Source organism: Antricoccus suffuscus, from assembly GCF_003003235.1.
GTDB classification, from domain to species: Bacteria; Actinomycetota; Actinomycetes; order Mycobacteriales; family Antricoccaceae; genus Antricoccus; species Antricoccus suffuscus.
Window position 1 is genome coordinate 183286 of sequence record NZ_PVUE01000007.1, and the last position, 22144, is coordinate 205429.

The 22144-nt window shown below is 64.6% G+C and carries 18 protein-coding genes; 16 read left to right on the plus strand and 2 right to left on the minus strand.

Translation table 11 applies throughout. The features are described 5' to 3' along the window. Positions 1–8: 8 nt before the first annotated feature. From cydB to cydC, 3 genes are read left to right on the plus strand one after another with little or no spacing between them, the layout of a single operon-like run. A complete protein-coding gene (cydB, locus tag CLV47_RS10600; RefSeq protein WP_106349045.1) occupies positions 9–1040 on the plus strand; it encodes a cytochrome d ubiquinol oxidase subunit II in 1032 nt (343 codons plus the stop codon). After that, positions 1037–2674 carry a thiol reductant ABC exporter subunit CydD gene (cydD, locus tag CLV47_RS10605; RefSeq protein WP_106348994.1) on the plus strand — a complete coding sequence of 546 codons (1638 nt, stop codon included), beginning with the start codon at positions 1037–1039 and terminating at the stop codon, positions 2672–2674. The genes cydB and cydD overlap by 4 nt, the downstream gene beginning before the upstream one ends. After that, complete coding sequence (gene cydC / locus CLV47_RS10610; RefSeq protein ID WP_106348995.1) at positions 2671–4332, plus strand: thiol reductant ABC exporter subunit CydC; 1662 nt, start codon at positions 2671–2673, stop codon at positions 4330–4332. The genes cydD and cydC overlap by 4 nt, the downstream gene beginning before the upstream one ends. On the opposite strand, the gene CLV47_RS10615 is transcribed toward cydC, so the two are convergent. Continuing rightward, a complete protein-coding gene (locus tag CLV47_RS10615) occupies positions 4308–5978 on the minus strand; it encodes an AMP-binding protein (RefSeq protein WP_106348996.1) in 1671 nt (556 codons plus the stop codon). The two genes, cydC and CLV47_RS10615, sit on opposite strands and share 25 nt — an antisense overlap. A gap of 157 nt (positions 5979–6135) precedes the next feature. On the opposite strand from CLV47_RS10615, the gene CLV47_RS10620 reads away from it, so the two are divergent. From CLV47_RS10620 to CLV47_RS10675, 12 genes are all read left to right on the plus strand, one after another. After that, the gene (locus CLV47_RS10620; protein ID WP_106348997.1) at positions 6136–7734 is read left to right on the plus strand and encodes an acyl-CoA carboxylase subunit beta; all 1599 of its coding nucleotides are present in this window, start codon (positions 6136–6138) and stop codon (positions 7732–7734) included. Between the two features lie 10 nt (positions 7735–7744). Next, the gene (locus CLV47_RS10625; protein WP_106348998.1) at positions 7745–9754 is read left to right on the plus strand and encodes an ATP-binding protein; all 2010 of its coding nucleotides are present in this window, start codon (positions 7745–7747) and stop codon (positions 9752–9754) included. Next, positions 9751–10515: an enoyl-CoA hydratase/isomerase family protein gene (locus CLV47_RS10630; protein ID WP_106348999.1), complete on the plus strand. Its 765-nt coding sequence runs from the start codon at positions 9751–9753 to the stop codon at positions 10513–10515. Before CLV47_RS10625 ends, CLV47_RS10630 begins: the two co-directional genes overlap by 4 nt. A 68-nt stretch (positions 10516–10583) precedes the next feature. After that, on the plus strand, positions 10584–11387 hold the full coding sequence (locus tag CLV47_RS10635) for a TIGR03084 family metal-binding protein (protein ID WP_106349000.1): 804 nt from the start codon (positions 10584–10586) through the stop codon (positions 11385–11387). A gap of 13 nt (positions 11388–11400) precedes the next feature. Next, positions 11401–13182, plus strand: coding sequence for an acyclic terpene utilization AtuA family protein (locus CLV47_RS10640; protein WP_106349001.1), 1782 nt, complete (start codon positions 11401–11403; stop codon positions 13180–13182). After that, positions 13182–14738 carry a class I adenylate-forming enzyme family protein gene (locus CLV47_RS10645; RefSeq protein ID WP_106349002.1) on the plus strand — a complete coding sequence of 519 codons (1557 nt, stop codon included), beginning with the start codon at positions 13182–13184 and terminating at the stop codon, positions 14736–14738. The genes CLV47_RS10640 and CLV47_RS10645 overlap by 1 nt, the downstream gene beginning before the upstream one ends. Continuing rightward, positions 14735–15535: an enoyl-CoA hydratase/isomerase family protein gene (locus CLV47_RS10650; protein ID WP_106349003.1), complete on the plus strand. Its 801-nt coding sequence runs from the start codon at positions 14735–14737 to the stop codon at positions 15533–15535. Before CLV47_RS10645 ends, CLV47_RS10650 begins: the two co-directional genes overlap by 4 nt. 15 nt (positions 15536–15550) lie before the next feature. Beyond that, positions 15551–16699 carry an acyl-CoA dehydrogenase family protein gene (locus CLV47_RS10655; RefSeq protein WP_106349004.1) on the plus strand — a complete coding sequence of 383 codons (1149 nt, stop codon included), beginning with the start codon at positions 15551–15553 and terminating at the stop codon, positions 16697–16699. Positions 16700–16724: 25 nt separating this feature from the next. Beyond that, positions 16725–18320 (plus strand): AMP-binding protein, encoded by a 1596-nt coding sequence (locus CLV47_RS10660; protein ID WP_106349005.1) that lies wholly within the window; start codon positions 16725–16727, stop codon positions 18318–18320. Next, entirely contained in the window at positions 18310–18921 is a 612-nt protein-coding gene (locus CLV47_RS10665; protein ID WP_106349006.1) for a TetR/AcrR family transcriptional regulator, read from the plus strand. Before CLV47_RS10660 ends, CLV47_RS10665 begins: the two co-directional genes overlap by 11 nt. A gap of 217 nt (positions 18922–19138) precedes the next feature. Continuing rightward, positions 19139–19522 carry a BlaI/MecI/CopY family transcriptional regulator gene (locus CLV47_RS10670; protein WP_106349046.1) on the plus strand — a complete coding sequence of 128 codons (384 nt, stop codon included), beginning with the start codon at positions 19139–19141 and terminating at the stop codon, positions 19520–19522. A gap of 15 nt (positions 19523–19537) precedes the next feature. Next, positions 19538–20452, plus strand: a complete 915-nt coding sequence (locus CLV47_RS10675) for a M56 family metallopeptidase (RefSeq protein WP_106349007.1) — start codon at positions 19538–19540, stop codon at positions 20450–20452. Here the strand turns inward: CLV47_RS10675 and CLV47_RS10680 are convergent. Then, on the minus strand, positions 20405–21142 hold the full coding sequence (locus tag CLV47_RS10680) for a DUF998 domain-containing protein (protein WP_106349008.1): 738 nt from the start codon (positions 21140–21142) through the stop codon (positions 20405–20407). The genes CLV47_RS10675 and CLV47_RS10680 overlap by 48 nt on opposite strands. Positions 21143–21275: 133 nt before the next feature. Here CLV47_RS10680 and CLV47_RS10685 point away from each other — a divergent pair, with 133 nt between their 5' ends. Then, positions 21276–22058: an IclR family transcriptional regulator domain-containing protein gene (locus CLV47_RS10685; protein ID WP_106349009.1), complete on the plus strand. Its 783-nt coding sequence runs from the start codon at positions 21276–21278 to the stop codon at positions 22056–22058. The last annotated feature ends 86 nt before the right edge of the window (positions 22059–22144 follow it).

Below are 22144 nucleotides of genomic sequence, written 5' to 3' on the forward strand. Positions count from 1 at the left end.
AGCTGATGATGACACTCGTAGATTTCTGGTTCTATCTGATCGCGGTCCTGTGGATCGGCTACTTCTTCCTCGAAGGGTTTGACTTCGGGGTGGGGATGCTGCTGCCCGTTCTCTCGCGCAGCGAGCGTGAGCGGCGCCAGCTGATCAACACGATTGGCCCGGTTTGGGACGGCAACGAGGTCTGGCTCGTCGTGGCGGCCGGGGCGACCTTCGCGGCGTTTCCGCATTGGTACGCCACGCTGTTCAGCGGCTTCTATCTGCCGTTACTGGTGATTTTGGTCGGCCTGATTGTGCGTGGCGTCGCGTTTGAATATCGAGGTAAGGGGCCGAAGGCCGACTCCCGGTGGAAACGGCGTTGGGACTGGTGTATTACAGCGGGATCGTGGTTCTCCGCGGTGCTCTGGGGTGTCGTGTTCGCCAACATCGTGCGTGGTGTTCCGCTAGACAAAAACTATGACTATGTAGGCGGTCTGGGCGACCTGTTCAGTCCTTACGCGCTACTTGGGGGCGCGGCGTTCGCCTCGGTATTTTTGCTGCACGGCGCGATTTTCCTGTCCCTCAAGACAAGCGGCGAGGTGCAGCGCCGGGCCGCGACCTTCGCGTGGCGCATCGGGGCCCTGACAATGGCGCTGGGCGGCGGTTTCATCGCTTGGACGCAGGTCGCATACGGCGACAGGTTGTCACTGGTTTTCTTCCTCGTCGACGCGATCGCCCTCACCCTCGCGCTGGCTGCTGTGAAAGCAAGACGGGACGGATGGGCGTTTGTTGCGATGGGGGTTGCAATCGCCTTCATGACGCTGGCAATCTTCGTCGCGCTCTATCCCAATGTGATGCCCTCAACCGATCCGCAGTTCAACCTGACGGCGGTGGCGGCAGCGTCCTCGCCGTACACGCTGCACGTGATGACGTGGGTCGCGGCCATCATGACTCCGGTGGTCATCGCCTATCAGGGCTGGACCTATTGGGTGTTCCGCAAACGCATCAGCATCAAGCACATCCCGGCCGACCCGGACCCGTCCGCGCCGGCGCCGAGCCGATGAGGCCGCTCGATCCACGGCTGCTGCGCTATGCCGGCGCCACTAGGGGACTGCTTGCCGGCGCGGCCGGAGTAGGACTGGCCGGTACGGCGGCCACGATCGGGTACGCCGTCGTGCTGGCCGGACTGGTCGCGCACGTGGTGCGCGGGGGGAGCGCTGCGACAATGACCGGCGGCGTGGTCGCGTTGCTGGTCATTGTTGTGGCGCGGGCCGCGATCGCCTGGTACGCCGAATACTTTCCGCGTCGGACGGCCGTGCGGATGACCAGTCAGATACGACGTGCGCTGCTCACCCGCGTGACGACGGAGGACCGTGCAGCGATGGTGGACCGCAGCCCGGCGCGGTTGATCAACTTGGCCACGACCGGGGTTGCCGGCCTCGAGACGTACGCCGCCCGCTACCTGCCGCAGCTGGTACTCGCGACGATGGTGCCGCTGGGCATTGTCGTCTATCTCGGGTTTCAGGACGTCGAGTCTGCGATCGTGATCGCAGTGACGATCCCGCTCATCCCGATGTTCATGGCGCTGGTCGGATGGCATACGCAGAAGACCGCGCACCGGCAGTACCGGTTGCTTGACGTCCTTGCCCACCGGTTTACCGATGTCGTCACCGGATTGACGACGCTGAAGGCGTTTGGCCGTTCGCGCGCGCAAGCCGAGCTGATCCGGCGTACCGACGCAGAGCACAAGTCGGCAACGATGAAGACGCTACGGATCGCATTTTTGTCGGCACTGGTCCTGGAGTTGCTGGCGACACTGTCTGTAGCTCTGGTCGCGGTGTCCATCGGGCTGCGACTGGTGTCCGGCAGCCTCGACCTGCACACTGGCCTGACCGTCCTGCTAGTCGCGCCGGAGGCCTACCTGGCGCTGCGTGCGGTGGGCACACATTTTCACGCCAGCGTCGATGGTTTAACTGCGGCAGAGGCGATCTTCGCGATACTCGACCAGCCGGTATGCCATTCGGGGCACGCGGCTGTGCCGAGTCGATGGACGACGATCACGCTGAGAGATATAGCGGTGCAGTACGCCGGTGCACGTGCCCCGGTGCGTCTTCCGGATTTCACCTGCCGTGCCGGCGACACAACCTTGCTGGCCGGTCCGAGTGGCGTCGGTAAAAGCACCGCGCTCAACCTGATTGCCGGCGTGCTGCAATCGACATCGGGAGAGGTGCTCATCGATGCGACGCCCCTGGACCTGCTCGAAAGGGCGGCTTGGTCTGCGCAGACCGGATACGTTGCGCAGTCACCATATATACCCGCTGGTACCGTCGCCGACAATATCCGGATGTTGAGCTCGGGCAGCGCTGAGCGCGTCGACCATGCCTTGTACGTCGCCGGACTCGCCGAGTTCGTTATGCAGCTGCCCCGAGGCGCGGACACCATGCTGCGCGAGGGCGCGCCAGAGTGGTCGCAGGGCCAGCGCCAGCGGCTTGCAATCGCGCGCGCCGTCGCCGCTCGCCCTCAGTTACTCCTGCTCGACGAGGCGACGTCGGCGCTGGACCATCGCACCGAATATCTTGTGCTGCAGCGGATCCGGCAGGAGTTCGCGGGTCGGACGATCGTGATCGCGGGGCATCGTGACGCGACGCGGGACGTCGCTGATCAGGTCATCGACCTGGGCGCGGTGGCGCGAGTATGACGACGTACGTGCCGCAATTGCTGCGCCTTGTGCGTCCGGCATGGGGCCGGCTGCTGATCGCGATTCTCGTGGCAACCCTCGCCAGCGGGTCCGCGATCGCGTTGCTAGCCGTCTCTGCTTGGCTGATTGTGCGGGCGTCGTCTCACCCTCCGGTGCTGCAGTTGATGGTGGCCGTGGTCGCGGTCCGCTTCTTCGGCATCAGCAGGGGAGTGTTCCGCTACGTCGAACGACTCGGCGCGCACGAGGCGGCATTTGAGGCGCTCGGCGTGGTCCGGCTGCGCCTGTACGACCACCTTGAGCGACTCGCTCCGAGCGGCCAACTGTGGCGCCGTGGCGACTTGCTGACTCGGCTGATCGGCGATGTCGACTCGCTCGCGAGCCTGATCACTAGATCGCTGGTGCCGTTGGCATCCACCGCGCTCGTCTTTGCTGCGGCAATTACGACGACCGCAGTGATCCTGCCTTCTGCCGGGTTGTTGCTGCTCGTCGTCGTTGCCGTGTTCGCGGTCGTCGTCCCGGCGCTCACGGGAGCCGGCGATCGTCGCGATGAAGCCGCGCTTGTCGCATTGAGGGCAGAACGCGGCTCGATCCTGACCGAGTCGATTCTTGCCGCCGCGGACCCCGGACTGCGGCCGGCCGCCGGCCGCTGGCTTGACGGCGTCGCCGTGGCTGATGCCAATGAGGAACGCCTGGCGTCCCGGATGGCCCGTCGGGCGGGTATGGCCTCGGCCGTGACGATGGTGTGTATCGCAGGCGTCGTAGCCGGCATCTGGTCATTGAGCGCATCGGCGCTGGCAGTGGGAACGATCGCGCCGGAGAACGCCGGTTTGGTTACGCTGCTGCCGCTCGGCCTGTTAGAACTCGCACAGCTGGTCCAGCCCGCGCTCGCCCAGATACAGAGCTCGCGGGCGAGCGCGGAGCGGATCTTCGACGTACTCAGTGCTCCCGAACCGGTGACCGAGCCAGATCGTGTCACCGCGCTACCCGCCGACGCGATAGGCATATCTATGAGCAACGTGAGTGTTCGCTGGCCGGACGCGGAAGGCCCTGCGGTAGAAGGATTCAGCGTCGACTTGAGGCCGGGCCGCAAGATCGCGCTCGTCGGACCCAGCGGGTGCGGCAAGTCTACGATCGTGGCCTGTTTGCTGGGGTTCGTCGACGCGAATGCCGGCAGTTTCGAAGTGGGTGGCATTGACCGGCGCACACTGTCGGGATCCCAACTTCGGTCGCTTTCGGCGTGGGGAGACCAGCAGGCGCACCTATTTGACACCACCGTCGCCGAGAACGTCCGGCTCGGTGACCCGCGCGCGAGCGACGGTCAGGTCCGCGACGTACTGCGCCGGGCGCAGCTCGGCGACTGGATCGATCTGCTCCCAAAGGGGATGGGCACTCGGGTTGGTCAGTTCGGAAGCATGGTGTCCGGCGGACAGCGGCAGCGCATCGCGCTTGCCCGAATGCTGCTCGCGGACCGGCCGATCATGCTGCTCGACGAGCCGACTGCCGGCATCGACCGGCCGACCGCCGCAGCGCTGATGGACGACATCATTGCCAGTGCGGAGGGAAAGGCGTTGCTGGTGGCCACGCACGACCTCGAGTACTTGGACAAGTTCGACCAGGTGATCGACCTGTCCGGTCAGCTCGTCTCGAACCATCCTTGATACTGCTTCCGCAGCTTGTATTTCAGGACCTTTCCGCCAACGGTCTCGGGGAGGTCCTGGGCGAAGATCACCGACTTTGGGGATTCGAAGGCAGCAAGCCGGTCCCGGCAGAACGCGATAATAGACCGCTCGTCGGCGTATCCCGATTCGTTCGGTACGACGACGGCCGTCACTGCCTCACCCCACCGCGGGTGCGGCACGCCGATCACCGCGGCCCGCTGGACGGCCGGATGTTGTACAAGTACTGATTCCACCCGGATTGTCGAGACGTTTTCGCCGCCGGACTTCACAATGTCCTTAAACCGGTCGACCATGATTCGGTGGCCGTCCTCGCCGTAGACGCAGCTGTCGCCGGAGTGGAACCAGCCGTCCCGGAAGGCGTCCTTGGTGGCCTCTTCGTCGCGGTAGTAGCCGGCGGTGATAGCCGGAGAACGGTAGACGGCCTCTCCTGGTACGCCGGGCTCGTCGATCGGTACGCCGGCCGGGTCGACGAGCATTGACGCGAGTAGTGGGCTCGGAATTCCGACGTAGTTGTGCTCCGGCGCGGTTCGGCGGTAGAGATCGTCCCATTTGTCCGGCCAGAAGCGATGGCAGCTGATTGACTCGGTCTGGCCGAAGATCTCGACCACCACCAGTTCGTTACCGCATAGGACTTTAAGGACGTCAAGGGTCGTTGGGGACAGTGCTGCCCAGCCGTAGACGACGACCCGCAGACTGCTCACGTCGAAGGCTGCGGGACTACTGGTTATCGTCTCCGCCAGTGCATTGACCATCGCCGGCGACCCGGCCCATAACGCGGTAACCCGCTCGGCGCTGATCGCGGCGGCAATTGCATCTGCGGCCGGCCGACGACCGATCACCAGCGTGCCGCCCGCGAGGAACGCCGGAAATGTGAAGATCTGGTCACCGATGTGATAAATGATCGGCAGGAACGTTGCGAGCCTTACATCCGATTCGATGTGTACGCCGCGGGTAAGCGTGAGTGAGAAACCGTACGCCGCAAACATAGTGCTGGAGTGCGAGATCATCACCCCTTTGGGCAGTGCGGTCGTGCCGGAGGTGAAGAGGATCTGCCAGATGTCGTCGCCGTGGATGGTGACCTCCGGTTCGGCGGTTGATCCACCGGCAGTGAATTCGGCAAACGAGACACTTCCCGGCGCCGGTTCGCCGCCGATCGTGATCGTCACGTCCGGCCGGAGATCCGTTGCGCCAAAGGACTTTTCGGCGCGTGGCCACAGCTCGGCGTCGACAATCGTGAACTTTGGCTCGGTTTTTTCAATGAGATGCGTGACTACGTCGTCCGCGAGGGAAGGGTTGATCGGTACGGCCACCATGCCCGCCTTGGCGATGCCGATCTTCGCGAGGTAGGCCTCAACTGAGTTTTCGCAGAAGAGCGCGACGCGGTCGCCTTGAACGAGACCGCCCGCCCGCAGCCCGTTCGCGACCTGGTTGGCGACGTCGTCGGACTGCCGGTAAGTGAGCCTGGCAAATCGATCATCACCGTACGCGCCTTCCCAGCCAACGATCGCCTCCGTGTCGGGCTGGCTCCAGGTGACTCGCTCGAGAATGTCGCCCACGCTGGTGCGTTCCCAGCGGTTTGTCGCTCGCCGACCGACCAGGTTGGTGACATCAACATCGATGCTCATAAGGTGACCCCGTCCAGTGGAGTAAATATCGGTTCACTAGAGACTAGGGCGTTTGGCCCGTGTTGTGAAGTGGCTCATATCCGAACCAGGAATCATGCGACACTTGCCAGATTAAGTTAATCGATATTTACTAAGGCCATCGAAGAGAGGTGACCGCGTGCCGGTATTGAAATCTGTCCTGGACCCGTCGGACGAGACGTTCGAGAGCAATCGCGAAGCGCAGCTGCGAGTGATAGCCGACCTCGACGCGCAGTTGGATCTGGTGCGCGCTGGCGGCGGCGAGCGGTACGCCGAGCGGCACCGCAAGCGCGGCCGGCTCCTGGTGCGCGAGCGGGTCGAGCTTCTCGTCGACCGCGACTCGCCGTTTCTTGAACTATCGGCGCTGGCTGCGTGGGGAACCGAATTCACGGTCGGCGCGAGCATCTTGACCGGGATCGGCGTCGTCAGTGGCGTCGAGTGCGTCATCATCGGTCACGACCCGACGGTGCGCGGTGGAGCGATGAATCCGTACACGCTGCGTAAGACGCTTCGCGCGCTGGAGATCGCCCGCACCAACAGACTCCCGGTGATCAACCTCGTCGAGTCCGGTGGTGCCGATCTACCGACCCAGTCGGAGCTGTTCGTGCGGGCCGGCAAGATCTTTCATGACTTGACTGAGCTATCCGCTATGGGAGTGCCGACGCTCGCGCTGGTTTTCGGCAACTCGACCGCCGGTGGAGCTTATGTGCCTGGGATGTGTGACTACGCCGTACTCGTCGACGGACACGCCAAGGTATTTCTTGGTGGACCGCCGCTGGTGAAGATGGCCACCGGTGAGGAAGCAGACGACGAGGCGCTCGGCGGCGCCGACATGCATTCGCGAGTGTCCGGACTGTCTGATCACTTTGCCGTCGACGAGATCGACTGCATCCGGATCGGCCGCCAGATCGTCTCGGAGTTCAACTGGCGCAAGCTCGGCCCCGGCCCGACGCAACCGGCCGACCCTCCACTTTACGATCCGGCCGAGCTGCTCGGGATCGCTCCGCCGGACTTCCGGGTCCCCGTCGACCCGCACGAGGTGCTCGCACGCGTGGTGGACGGCTCGCGGTTCGGCGAATACAAACCGCTCTACGGGACGAGTCTGGTGACCGGATGGGCCTCTATACACGGGTTCCCGGTCGGAGTGCTCGCTAATGCGCGAGGCGTGCTGTTCAGCGAGGAAGCGAAGAAGGCCAGCGAGTTCATCCTGCTGGCCAACCAGACCAACACGCCACTGATCTTCTTGCAGAACACCACCGGCTACATGGTCGGCACGACCTACGAGCAGGGCGGGATCATCAAGGACGGCGCCAAGATGATCAACGCGGTGACCAACAGCAAGGTCCCGCACATCACGATCAACATCGGTGCGTCGTTCGGCGCCGGCAACTACGGCATGTCCGGCCGGGCCTACGATCCACGGTTCATGTTTGCGTGGGCAAACGCCAAGCTCGCGGTCATGGGCGCTCAGCAGCTCGCCGGCGTGATGTCGATCGTTGGCCGGCAGTCGGCGGAGTCATCGGGTCGCGACTTCGACGCCGATGCCGACGCGGCTCGCACAAAGCAGATCGAGGAGCAGATCGAGCGCGAGTCGCACGCATTCTTTGTGACAGCGCGCCTGTACGACGACGGTGTCATCGATCCACGCGATACCCGCACCATCCTCGGGATGTCGCTGTCGGCGGCTCATTCACAAGTAGTCGAAGGGCGCCGTGGTTTCGGCGTCTTCCGGATGTAGGGGCCGCGCCATGACGAAGATTCGCAGACTACTTATTGCCAACCGCGGTGAGATCGCCGCGCGTATCATCCGCAGCGCACGCGAGATGGACATCCTGACCGTTGCCGTCTACTCCGACGCCGACTTAGGTGCGTCCTACGTGCAGCAGGCCGATCGTGCCGTCCGGCTGCCCGGCAACAGCGCGGCCGAGACGTACTTGCGGGCGGACAAGATCATCGAGGCGGCACGGCGCACCGGATGCGACGCGGTGCATCCGGGCTACGGGTTCCTCTCCGAGAACGCCGACTTCGCGACCGCCTGCGCCGATGCTGGCCTGGTGTTCGTCGGACCGCCGGCACAGGCGATCGCGGCGATGGGATCGAAGATCGCGGCAAAGGAGTTGATGGCGGCGGCGGGCGTCCCGGTGCTGCCGGGCGTGACCGTCGGGAACGACGCGGCTCTTCAGCCCAACCTGGCCGAACGCACCGAGGCCGAAGTCGGCTATCCCGTGCTGGTCAAGGCGGCGTACGGCGGCGGCGGGCGCGGGATGCGCGTCGTACATGACGTCTCGGAGCTGTTGGAGGCCGTCAATGGCGCTCGGCGTGAAGCGAAGTCGGCGTTCGGTGATGGCACGGTGTTCCTGGAGCATTACGTCGAGTCGCCACGTCACATCGAGGTCCAGATCTTCGGGGACGAACACGGCAACGTCGTGCACCTGTTTGAGCGCGAGTGTTCAATCCAACGCCGATATCAGAAGATCATCGAAGAGGCGCCCTCGTCCGCGGTGTCCGAGTCGTTACGTGCAGAACTGTGCGACGCCGCGGTCGCGGCTGCAAAAGCTATCGGATACGTCGGGGCCGGCACGGTCGAGTTCGTTATGGGAGCCGACGGGCGATTCTTCTTCCTTGAGGTCAACACCCGATTGCAGGTCGAGCACCCGGTCACCGAGATGATCACCGGGCTGGACCTCGTGCGCCTTCAGCTACAGGTCGCCGAAGGGGAGCGCTTGCCGGACGAGGTGAGCGCGGCGTCCATCAACGGGCACGCGATCGAAGTTCGACTCTATGCCGAGGATGTAGCCGCCGGATTCCTGCCAGCGACGGGCACGGTGCGGCGATTCGATGTGCCTCAACTACCGGGGCTGCGCGTCGACACGGGCATCGCGGCCGGCTCCGAGATCGGTCTGCATTACGACCCCATGCTGGCCAAGGTGATCGCGCATGGAGCCAGCCGTGACGACGCGCGCCGTACCTTGGCACGCGCGTTGAACGACACCCGGCTCCACGGGGTCGAGAGCAACCGCGAACTACTCATCGGGATCCTGCGCGAGGACGAGTTCGCCGCCGGCGACATCGACACCGGCTATCTCACCCGCCACGCCCCGGCGCAGTTAGCTGCCTCCGTACGCGATCCGCAGCTGATTGAGCTGCACTGTATCGCGGTTGCGCTGGCCGGCCAGGCGGGCCGACGCGAGCAGGCTGCGGTGCTTGGCACGCTACCGTCGGGTTGGCGCAACGTGCCGAGCGCACCCCAACGCGTGGTGCTGTCCACGGACGGTCGCGACGTGGACGTGTCCTACCGCTTTGATGGTGCCGAATTACGCGCCGAGGTGGATGGACAAGCGCTCGACAGTCTCCGCTTGCACGCGGCGCGTCCCGATCGCGTCGACCTCGAAGTCGACGGAATCCGACATGTCATTGACATCGACGCCACCGCTGACGTGGTTTACGTCCATAGCGGGTTGGGATGCAGCGTGGTGACTGAGGTCCCTCGCTTCCCTGAACCGGGATCTAACGACGCTCCGGGTTCGTTGCTGGCCCCAATGCCAGGCACGGTCGTCCGGGTCGCGGTCGAGCCTGGAGCGTCGGTAAGCGCGGGGACCGTGATCGTCGTGCTCGAGGCAATGAAGATGGAGCACACACTGAAGGCCCCACATGCCGGAATAGTCAGTGAAGTGCACGCCGAAACCGGTAAGACAGTAGATATCGGTCAGGTGCTTGCCGTCATCGAGGAGCAAAGCGTGATCGAGGAGCAACTATGAGCGACGCAACGACGTACGAGCTTGAGGGACCCGTCGCCTGGCTGACGATCAATCGGCCCGATTCGCGCAACGCGCTGAGCAAGGACGTGCGCGACGGACTGTGGGACGGCGTACGCCGGTTCAACGACGACGATGCCGCCCGCGTTCTCGTGGTGACCGGTTCCGGTGACAAGGCCTTCTGTGCCGGCGGTGATCTGAAAGAGATGGCGCAGACCTCGCTCGAGGTGCCGCCGCCGGACTTCATGCCCCAGTTCGGTCGCAACATCGACGTACCAAAGCTGACGATCGCGGCGGTCAATGGTGTCGCGTACGCCGGGGGTTTCGCCTTGGCCCAGTTCTGCGATCTCTGTGTAGCGGCCGACACTGCCCGCTTTGCTGTCACGGAAGTAAAAGTAGGGCGCGGTTCGCCGTGGGCCACCCCGCTATCGTGGATGCTTCCGTCGCGGATCGCGATGCAGATCCTCGTTACCGGTGATCCGATCGACGCGCGGCGTGCGCACGAGCTCGGGCTGGTCAACGAGGTGGTGCCGGCCGCCGAGCTCCATTCGGCGACGCAGCGACTGGCCGAGCGGGTTGCCACCAACGCGCCGCTGTCGGTGATGGCCTCTAAGAAGACGGTGCAGCTGACTGCCGAGCTGCCGCTCGGTGCGGCCTACGACGAAGCCGAGCGGATCTGGGAGCCTGTCTACAAAAGCGCGGACGCCCAAGAGGGGCCGGCCGCGTTTCGGGACAAACGAGCTCCCCAATGGAAAGGACGCTAAGCGGTCGCCGAAGGCTGACCCGCCGCGACACACGACAAACCAGCCGACCACTTTGATAAGGAAGATGAATGGCAGTCGACATGCACGCCCTGCTCACCGATCTGGGCGCCGAGACCGGGGTCATCAACGACATGGTGGGCGATATTGCGCCCGCAGACTGGGACCGGCCAACGCCCGCTGACGGATGGTCGATCCGGGACCAGGTCAGCCACCTGGCCTTCTTCGACGCGGCCGCCGCGCTGGCCGCGACCGACGCCGACGAGTTCCACAAGCAGACCGCGGAGCTGCGCGCCAAGGGTGGCGACACATTCACCGAGGAGATCGCGAACCGCTACCGCTCCATGCCGGGCACCGAGCTGCTGCAGTGGTTCCAAAAGGAGCGACGCAACCTGATCGAGACGTTCACCGACATCGACCCCAAGGCCCGGCTGCCGTGGTACGGACCGGACATGAGCGCGGCATCCTCGGTCACCGCGCGGATGATGGAGACCTGGGCACACGGTCAGGACATCGCCGACGCACTCGGGGTAACTCGCGAACCGACGCTGCGACTGCGCAACATCGCGCACCTGGGAGTGAGCACCTACGGGTTCGCCTACGGGTTGCGTGGGCTCGACGTCCCCGAGGTTCCGGTGCGTGTCGAGCTGTCGGCAGCGGACGGGTCAACGTGGACATGGGGACCGGAAGACGCCGCGGACCGGGTAACCGGGACCGCGCTGGACTTCTGCCTGGTTGTCACCCAACGACGCAACATCGCCGATACCCAGCTACACACAGAAGGTGCCACCGCCGCGGAGTGGATGTCCATCGCCCAAGCGTTTGCCGGAGTTCCCGGTCCCGGTCGCAAACCAGGACAGTTTCCCGTCAACTAAAGGAATTATCGTCATGAGTCAGAAACGTGCCATTCGCATCGCCAACTGTTCGGGCTTTTACGGGGACCGGATCGAGGCGGCGAAGGAGATGGTCGAGGGCGGGCCGATCGACGTACTCACCGGGGACTACCTAGCCGAGCTCACCATGCTCATCCTGTGGAAGGCGAAGCAAAAGGACCCGGCAGCCGGCTATGCAAAGACGTTTCTGAAGCAGATGGAGCACGTGCTCGGCACGTGTCTCGATCGCGGCATTCGCATCGTCACCAACGCCGGCGGACTCAACCCGGCCGGGCTCGCCGAAGACCTCACCGGGCTTGCCGAGAAACTCGGACTGGCGCCGAAGGTCGTCTACCTGGACGGTGACGATCTCGTCGGCCGGATCGACGAGCTGACCTCGGCCGGGTTCGACCTGGCCAACCTCGACACGGGTGAATCCCTAGCGAGCGCTGGATTCAAGCCGGTCACGGCTAATGCCTACCTCGGCGGTTGGGGGATCGCCGAGGCGCTCGGTGCGGACGCCGACATCGTGGTCTGCCCGCGCGTCACGGACGCCTCACTCGTGGTGGGTCCGGCCGCCTGGTGGCACGACTGGAAACGTAACGACTACGACGCGATCGCCGGCGCGATCGTTGCCGGGCACGTCATCGAGTGTGGCCCGCAGGCCACCGGCGGCAACTACTCGTGGATCGACGAGATCACCGACCGGCGCTACCCGGGGTTCCCGATAGCCGAGGTCGAAGCAGACGGCGGCAGTGTCATCACCAAACACGACGACACCGGTGGGCTTGTGTCGACCGGCACCGTCACCGCCCAGTTGCTCTACGAAATCGCCCAGCCGGCGTACGCGAACCCCGACGCGGTCGCGCATTTCGACACCGTGCATCTGAGCCAGGAAGGTGAGCACCGGGTGCGGATCAGCGGCACTCGCGGCAGCCCGCCGCCGGACACCGCCAAGGTCGCGATCAATTACATCGGCGGTTACCGCAACACCATGACGCTCGTCCTGACCGGACTCGACATCGACAAAAAGGCCGCGTGGGCCGAGCAGGAGCTGTTCGAGGTCCTCGGTGGCAAGGACCGCTTCGCCGAGGTCGACGTACAGCTCGTCCGGTTCGACAAGCCCGACTCACCCAGCAACGTCCTTGCGACCGCGCACCTGCGGATCACCGTCAAAGACCCGGATCCGCGCAAGGTAGGACGCGCGTTCTCCAACGCCACGATGGAGCTCGCGCTCGGTGGTTACGCCGGGTTCCACACCACGACACCGCCGAGCGCCGAGAGCGAGTACGGCGTCTACTGGCCGACGTTGGTCCCAGTGTCGTCCTTGGAACAGCGCGTCGTCGCGTCCGACGGGACGGTGACGACCATCGCGGCGACGCCGGGGGAGTCGACACCGACGACGATATCGCCTACTCCCGCGCCGGAGGTCAAGATCCCTTCCCTGTCGGGCAAAACCCGGTCGGCGCCGTTGGGCAGCCTCTGCGCCGCCCGCTCAGGTGATAAGGGCGGCAACGCCAACGTCGGCCTGTGGGCTCGCGACGCGGCGGCGTACTCCTGGCTGCGGGACACGGTCACGGTCGACCGACTGCGCGACCTGCTTCCAGAGGCGACCGACCTGGACATCAAGCGCTACGAGCTGCCCAACGTGCTGGCACTGAACTTCGTGATCGTCGGGCTGCTCGGTGCGGGGGTGGCCTCGTCGTCGCGTCCGGATCCGCAGGCCAAGGGTCTTGGGGAGTTTGTGCGCTCCCGCTTCCTCGACATACCAGTAGAGTTCCTCGACCAGGAGCACTGATGACTACGCTGGACGCCGCAGCCTCGTCGATCACGGTCAACAGTGTCTTCCAAAACGCGTTTCGGATCTACTCAGGCCGCGTGGCGGTAACCTCCGAAGACGGCAGCCAGACCTATAGCGAGATAGGCGAGCGGTCGGCGCGACTGGCCGCGGCGCTCACCGAGCTCGGCGTACGCAAGGGCGACCGCGTCGCCGTGCTTTCCGAGACCCGCCCGGAGTACGTCGAGACGTACGCCGCGCTCGCATCGCTTGGCGTGACCGCGTTGACTCTGAACATTCGGCTGCACGCTCAGGAGATCGAATACTGCATCGCCACCGGCAAACCCGTCGCGATCATCGTGTCCGAGCCGTTGCTGCATTTGGTGGATGCCTTGCGGTCAAGGGAATGTTCCATCAGCGACTGGATCTGTCTCGAACCCGGGATAGATGGATACGTGTCGTATGAGGAGCTGCTGGCGGGGGCCGGCGGACCGCCGCCTGTCGTCGAGATATCCGGAGACGACATCCACAACGTGCTCTACACCAGCGGGACGACCGGTCGGCCCAAAGGCGCGATGATCAGCCAGTCCGCGGCCGCGGTGCGTGCACTGCGTCTCGCGCAATGGTTTGCGCTCACCCCCGAGGACGGGTTCATCGGTTGGCTGCCGCTGTTTCACTGCGGCGGCGACGAATCGCTCTACGCGACCATGCTCACCGGCGGGCGGTTCGCGGCGCTGCGCAAGGCCGACCCGGAGACGATGTTCCGCGTGATCGAGCGAGACCGGTTGAGCTGGTCGCTGCTGCTGCCCGGCGTACTCACCGACTTCCTTTACCACCCGCGGCGTACCGACTACGACCTGACCAGCCTGCGGTTCGCAATCGGTTACGCCAACATGATGCCGCTCGTCGTGCAGGAGTTGACCCGCGAATGCGATATCGACTTCTACGATGCGTTCGGGCAGACCGAGGCAAGTTATGTCCTGGCGCACGGTATGTCCGGGCCCGGCGAGATGCCGTCTCTGCACAAGACCCCGACCCCGCTGATGGAAGTCCGGATCACCGACGCCGAGATGAATGAGGCGCCGGTAGGTGTACCGGGGGAATGCGTCGTACGCGGGCCAAGCGTGATGTCCGGCTATCTCGACGATCCGGAGGCTACCGAAGAGGTCTTCCGTGGCGGCTGGCTGCACACCGGCGACATCCTGGTCCGGCACGAGGATGGCACGGTGTCCTACGTCGATCGCGAGAAGTTTCTTGTCAAAACCGGTGGCGAAAACGTGTATCCGGCCGAGGTGGAGAAAGTCATCGCGCAGATGGACGCCGTGCAGGAAGTCTGCGTCTTCGGCGTACCGGACGAGCGTTGGGGAGAGACGGTCAAGGCGGTCGTCGTACTGCGACCCGGTGCCAGCGCGACCGCGGCGGAGGTCGCCGAGCACTGCCGCGCCCAGCTCGCCGGTTACAAGCGGCCACGATATGTCCAGTTCATGTCCGAGGACCAGTTGCCGCGCAGTGCGACGGGCAAGCTGCAACGGCACGTACTGGCCACGAACCCGGTCACGGATGGCGAGTCCGTATGAGCGACATCAAGATCAGCGATCACGGCCCGGTCCGCGTGCTCACCATCAACCGACCGGAACGGCGCAACGCACTGGCCGCGACAACGGCCGAGGAACTGCGCACCGCGGTCGAGGACGCGGCCCGGGCCTCGGGTGTCGGAGCGTTAGTGCTCACCGGAGCCGGTGGGCACTTCTCGGCAGGCGGGGATGCCGAGGCTATCCTCGGCGTCATCGGTGATAACGCCGACGCCGCACCGGTACGCCTGATGCGGACGTTCCACCGGCTGGTGCAAGCTATCTGGGATAGCGAACTGCCTGTGGTTGCGGCGGTCTCCGGCGTTGCGTATGGCGGTGCGTTTAACCTCGCGCTCAGCTGTGACTTGATCTATTGCTCGGAAGATGCCCGATTCTGCCAAGTGTTCATGAAGCGCGGCATCGTGCCCGATGTCGGTGGCGCCTACCTGTTGCCGAGGGCCGCGGGCATTCACAAGGCAAAGGAACTCATGCTGCTGGCCGGCGAGATCGATGCCCAACGGGCAAGCGATCTCGGCCTTGTCAACGGCGTCTTGCCCGATGCCGAGGCGGTGCTCGCGCGGGCGATCGAGATCGCTACCCAGATCGCCGAGAGTCCCGATTTCGCCGTATCGCTGACCAAGCGGCTCATCAACTCAAGCACCACCGGCACGCTGCAGTCCGCGCTCGAGCTTGAGGCGATCACGCAGGCCACCATCTTGCGCTCGCCGTCCGCGCAGCGCGGATTCCAGGAGTTTCTTAACCGTGGCAGCCGTACGCCGGATACCCCGTCACGCACCGACTGAGGAGTCAAACCGACTATGGACTTCGCACCAAATCCCGACCACATAGCGCTTCGTGCCGCGGTTGGCGCTATTGCTGACAAGTACGGCGGCGGCTACTACGCGCGGCACGCCGAGGCGCGCGAACCGACCACCGAGTTGTGGCGCGACCTGGGCGAGCACGGTTTCATCGGGATCAACCTGCCCGAGGAGTACGGCGGGGGCGGCGCCAACCTCGCCGAACTGAAGGTAGTCTGCGAGGAGACCGCGGCGCACGGTACGCCGCTGCTGCTGTTGTTGGTGTCCAGTGCGATCACTGGTGAGGTGATCGCGAAGTACGGTTCGCCGCAGCAGAAGCGGACCTGGCTTCCGCGGCTCGCGACCGGCGAAGCGAAGATCGTGTTCGCCATCACCGAGCCCAATGCCGGTTCCAACACGCACCGGCTCACAACGACCGCCACCCGGGACGGTGACGGTTATGTGCTGCGCGGCGAGAAGTACTTCATCTCCGGCGTCGACGAAGCAGACGCGATACTGGTAGTCGCCAAGACCGGAGGCGACCGGGACCGCGCGGAGCTGTCGCTGTTCATCGTCGACGCCGATGCCGCCGGCCTGGAGAAGCAGCCACTGCCGGTGTCTGTGACCCTCCCAGAGCGGCAGTTCACTCTGCACTTCGACGACGTGCACGTCGATGCTGACCGGCTCATCGGTACCGAGGGTGACGGGTTCACGCAGGTGTTCCAGGGACTCAACCCGGAGCGCATCACCGGCGCCGCACTGTGCGTAGGGATCGGTCGCTACATGCTCGACAAGGCGGCGGCGTACGCCGGTTCTCGGATCGTGTGGGACAAGCCGATCGGCACTCACCAGGGCGTGTCGCACGCCCTGGCAAAAGCGAAGATCGAGGTGGAGCTCGCGGCACTGATGACCGCACAGGCGGCATGGTTGCACGACCGCGGCGAGCCGGCCGGCGAGGCCTCCAACATGGCGAAATACGCCGCGGCCGAGGCGGCGCTCGCCGCGGCCGACGCGGCTATCCAGTGTCACGGTGGCAACGGCGTCACGACCGAGTTCGGCCTATTGCCGTATTGGGGCCTGGCGCGACTACTGCGCATCGCTCCGGTCAACCGCGAGATGATCCTCAACTTTGTCGCCCAGCACTCGCTGGGCCTGCCGCGGTCCTACTAGCGCAGCCACCCCGGGGAGGAACTCCATGACCACGTCCGCACTCGCACTCAACCTGATCCATCGGGTCAACGTCGGCGACAGCTTGACGCGAAGCTCGGCCCGTTATCCCGACCGGCTAGCGGTCGTCGACGGTGCGCGACGCTTTAGCTATGCCGAACTCAACGCGTGGGTAAATCGGGTCGCACATGGCCTGGTAGGCAAGGGATACGCGCGCGGTGACGCGCTCGCGCTCGCCTCGGGCAACAGCGTCGAGTTCCTGGTTACCTATTACGCGTGCGCGAAGCTCGGCGTCGTCTGCGTGCCGATCAACCTCGGCTGGCGCGGCGAGGAGGTCGCCTACGTGCTTAGCCACTCCGAGGCGCGAGGCATCGTCGTGGAGTCGCAGCTGGTTGAGACGATGAGTGAGCCCATCACGAATTCCGACAAGGTCCGCGACGTCATTGTCGCGCCGGGGACCGCGGACGCGACCGGTGTGACAATCGCGGACCGCGACGTCGTCACGTTCGACCTACTCTCCGATGGGACATCCGATCTGGAGCCGGAGCAGTTCGTTGCCGACCGTGACCCGATCAGCTACCTCTACACAAGCGGTACGACGTCGTTCCCCAAGGGTGTCGTCGGCAACCATACGGCTATATACCTCGAGTCGATGACGATGGCGCTGGAGGCCGGGTTTACTGCTGATGACCGGTTCGTGGCCATGATGCCGATGTTTCACACCGCTCAGATCAACTGCCACTGCACGTCCGCGGTGATGGTGGGGGCCGCGATCTACATTGAGCGCGGCTTCGACGCGGCCCGACTGCTGGGGCTAATCGAGTCCGAGCAGATCACGCAGATCTTCGGACTGCCCATGATGTACGGCGCGATGCTTGAGCATCCGGATATATCCGCCCGTGACCTCTCCAGCCTGCGCCGCGCACTCTACGCAATGGCACCGATGCCCGAAGCTCAATTGCGCAAATGCATCGAGGTCTTCGACTGCGACTTCTATTTGTTGTTCGGACAGACGGAGATGAGCCCGACCGCCACCATTTTCCGTCCGGAGCACCAGCTGACCCACAACGGCGCGGTCGGCACGCCGGTCGCCAACGTGCAGGTCGCGATCATGGACGCCGATGGAACGCTTCTACCGCAGGGAAGCCAGGGCGAGATCGTCTACCGCGGCCCGCACACGATGAGCGAGTACCTCAAGAACGAGGAAGCCACCGACGCCGCGTTTGCGCACGGCTGGTTCCACTCCGGCGATGTCGGCCATTTCGGTCCGGACGGGATCCTCTGGTTCAGCGACCGCAACAAGGACGTCATCAAGACAGGCGGCGAGAATGTCGCGTCCATCGAGGTCGAGAAGGCGGTGTACGCCGCCGACCCCAATGTCGCGGAGGCGGTCGTCGTGGGATTACCGCACAGCCACTGGACCGAGGCAATCACTGCGGTCGTCGTACCTCGACCAGGTACGACGATCGACGAGGCCGCGCTCATTGCCAAGATGAAGACGCTCGTCGACCCCTACAAGGCGCCGAAGGCGGTCATCGTCGTAGATGAACTGCCGCGCACATCAACGGGAAAGATCCAGAAGAACGTCGTACGCGATCAGCACCACGCACACTATGAAAGCTAGTGAGGTCGCGGTGACCGCGCCGTCGCCCGGCGGGCGCGTCCGTGATCCGGACCGCAAGGAGAAGATTCTCGGTGCGGCAGCAGATCTGATCGCTCGCAACGGCTATCACTCAGTGTCGATGTCCGATATCGGGACTGAAGCGGGCATCACCGGATCGGGTATATATAGACACTTTGCCGGGAAATCTGCGATCCTCGTGGCGCTCTTCGAGCGAATCATCGATGACCTGCTGCGCGACGAACACGAGATCGTGGTGACTGTTGCCGACCTCGGTGACGCGATGGACCAGCTCATCGATGGCCAGGTCGAATTCGTGGTGGGAGACCGGGAGCTGGCGCGGGTCTATCACAACGAGATTCGCAACCTACCCGAACCGGACCAGGTGAGGCTGCGCCGCAAACAGCGCCTATACGTCGAGGAATGGGTGCACGTGCTGCGGGAACTGCGCAACGATCTCGACGACGCCGCGGCGCGCACTGTCGTACACGCGGCGATCGGCGCGATCCAGTCGACGCTCTTTCATAATGTGGGATTGCCCGAAGACCGGCTGCGGCTGAGTCTGGCTGAGTCCGCGCGGGCGGTCCTCGGCGTACGACGGTGACTTTCCCGGACGAGCGGAGCGCCGGACGCGGCCCGTTGTAGCACCACTGGATGCAAACTTGACGGACGGTGAGATACGAACTATCTGGCGATGGTGGAATGGCGTGACGCGCCAGCCACATCTGAGTTGGGCGGTCGCCGTACCCGCGCATGGATCGCGAACTATTATGGGTGGCAGCGCGCGACGAGGCGCGCGGCTCAACGCGAGAAACGTACAGATGGCAGAGGTAGTGCGCGTGGCGAAGTCCCTTGGCGAACTTGAACGTTCTGTAATGGACGTGCTTTGGGACGCTGATTCGGCGATGACAGCAACCGCCATCATCGCGTGCCTGCCCAACCCCGAACTCAAGGCCAACACCATCCTCACCGTACTCAGCAGGCTCGAGGGCAAGGGATTCGTGCGCCGCGTCAAGGACGGCCGGGCGGCCGTGTTCAGCCCGACCGCGTCGCGTCAGGACCACGTCGCCGGGATGCTCCGCCAGGTCCTCGACGACTCGGGCGATCCATCGGCCGCGCTTGCGCATTTCGCATCTTCGGTGTCGCCGGAGCAGGCGGACATCCTCCGCGGTGCGCTTGGCGGCCGCCGCGAGCGCAACCCGTAACGAGCGTCGCCCACCGTGGTCGTTACGGCCGTCGCGCTTGCCGTCATGTCGGTCCTTCTTGCCGACCCGATTCCACGGTGGCTCAGCAAGGCCCGTTGGACCTGGCATGACCCGGTAGGCGGCCTGGTCCTCTGGCAGTCGATAGGGCTCGCCGCGGGTCTTTCGTTGTGCGGTTGTTTCCTGGTCCTGGGTTTCGGCAATCTTGGGCCGTCCTTACCCGAGGCGCTGATCGCGTTTTGGCGGGACACGGCGGACGGCGTGCCGTTCAGAGGGATCGGCGCCGCGGATGCGGCTTGCCTTCTCATAGCCGCGGGCCTGGCGTTGCGGCTGTTCTGGACGCTGTTGCGGAGCGTACGGCGGGTCCTCGCGGTACGCCGGACCCAGCGTGACGCGCTCGACGTACTTGCTACTCCGTGGCCAAACGACGCCGGTGTGCTTGTGCTAGATCACCCGAGTGCGGTCGCGTATTGCCTGCCGGGAAACAAGTCGCGCCTGGTGATCTCCTCGGGTGCGACCGAGCGACTGAGTCGCGACCAGCTCAACGCGGTGCTGACGCACGAGCGGGCGCACCTGAGCCACCGGCACGACCTGGTGGTGTTGCCGTTCGTCGCGTGGGGCGCGGCATTGCCGTTCTCGGTCGGCGTACGCCGAGCCCAAGCTAATGTCGCGTTGTTAGTAGAGATGATGGCCGACGACGCCGCCGTACAGGCCGGGCAGGCAGATGCGCTTATCGCGGCGCTGAATCGGATGCGGCCGGCGTCGGTGCGCAATCTTGGCGGGGTCGATCAGGACATCGCCAGCGAGGTACGCCGCCACCGCCTGCAGAATCCATCGCGCGGCACGACCCGGTTGCGATCGGCGAGTCTCGCCGCGAGTGCGCTACTACTGCTGGTGCCCACTCTCGTGATCGTCGTACCCGCGTTGATCTAGCGTTCGGGCCGCGAGGAGGACGACGCCGGCCAGTACGACGATGTCCGCGCCGAGCACGATTCGTTGGGTCATTGCTACCGGCAATATGATCGAGATGGCGTCAAAGATGCCTAGCTGGCTGAGCTTTTCGGCAAGGTAGCTCAGGCCGAAGAACGCCAGGCACGTGATGGCTATCCGCAGCAGGCGGGTCAGTGGCAGGCGACTAAGGGCAAGTACGCCAGACCGTCGCGCTTCGCGTATGACACCGATCATCGAGGCCGGCAGCGCCGTAAATGCCAGGGCGCAGGAGTACTGATGGATGGCGCCGCTGGTGAGGTCGGGATGTTCGCCGTACGCCGCGGGAAACATGACCGCGGCGGTCAGCCCGGAGCCCCACGCCCCGAATAGTGCCTTGGTCCCGATGCCGACTTTGAGCCCCGCCGAGTGCAATGACAGTGGGATGAGTACGGCGCACACCGCGAGAGATAGGACGCTGATCGCGAATAGGACGGAGTCCAGGGGACTGAACGCGTAGCTCGACAGCGCGTCTCCGAAGAAGCTGCGCGTACTGGTGACATGCATCAGCACGATCGCGACGATTCCGAGTGTCATGACCCATTCGGTGCCGGTAATCCAGCGGCGATCCGAAGCCTGCTTCGACGGGTGAGAATCGTGAAGGACGGGCCGTGTCGTCAAGGCAACCGAATGCATAGTTCGAGTCTTGAGGTAATCGCCGATTAAGTCGCTAGTGCTGGGTGCCGACCTTTGGTGGTCCTAGGTCCCGTACCGCGGCGGGTGTTTACTGTTGTTCGCACAGTGAACGACGCGATAGGAGCACCCACTGATGCCCGATGAGCCCAAGCACCCGTCCAGCCAGTTCGTGCAGTCGTTTGCGAAAGGGCTCTCGGTGATCCGGACCTTTGGCCCGGGTGCCGGTTCGATGACGCTGAGTCAGGTGGCCGAGCGAAGTGGCCTGCCACGGGCGGGGGCGCGCCGACTGTTGCTGACGCTCCAGGAGCTCGGTTACGTCGTATTCGACGGTAAGAACTTCTCGCTGACGCCGAAGATTATGGACCTTGGATACTCCTATCTGTCATCGATGGAACTGTGGGACCTGGCCGAGCCGTTCCTCGCGGGCGTTTCGGAGCGGCTGGACGAGACCACTTCCGCGGCCGTATTGGATGGACCGGACATCGTGTACGTCGTACGCGTGCCGACCCACCGGCTGATCAGTAATGCGCTGAGCATCGGAACGCGGCTTCCTGCGCATGCGACGTCCCTGGGGCGCGTGCTTCTTGGGGCGCTGAGCGACGACGAGCTGGATCGATACCTGCGTACCACGAAGCTGGAGCAGTTCACGCAGAAGACGACCACCGATCCGGATGAGCTGCGCGCAGCGGTCCGCGCGGATCACAGCAAGGGCTGGTCATGGGTCGCTGACCAGCTCGAAGACGGGCTGTGCGGGGTCGCCGTACCGATCCGTCGCCGCGATAGCGCCGTCATCGCGGCGATCAATATCAGCACCCGCCCGGTCCGGGGGAGCATGGCGGCGGTCCGCAAGCGACTGCTGCCGGAGCTGCGCGTCGTGGCCGAGCAGATAGAGGCGGCGCTCAAGCTCAGGGCCTAGCTCACCTATCCACCGGGACGACAGATCCCAGGCCGTCTTGCGGTGACACTGCGTCGTGTGTCAGTGTGTTCACACAGCGATCTGGT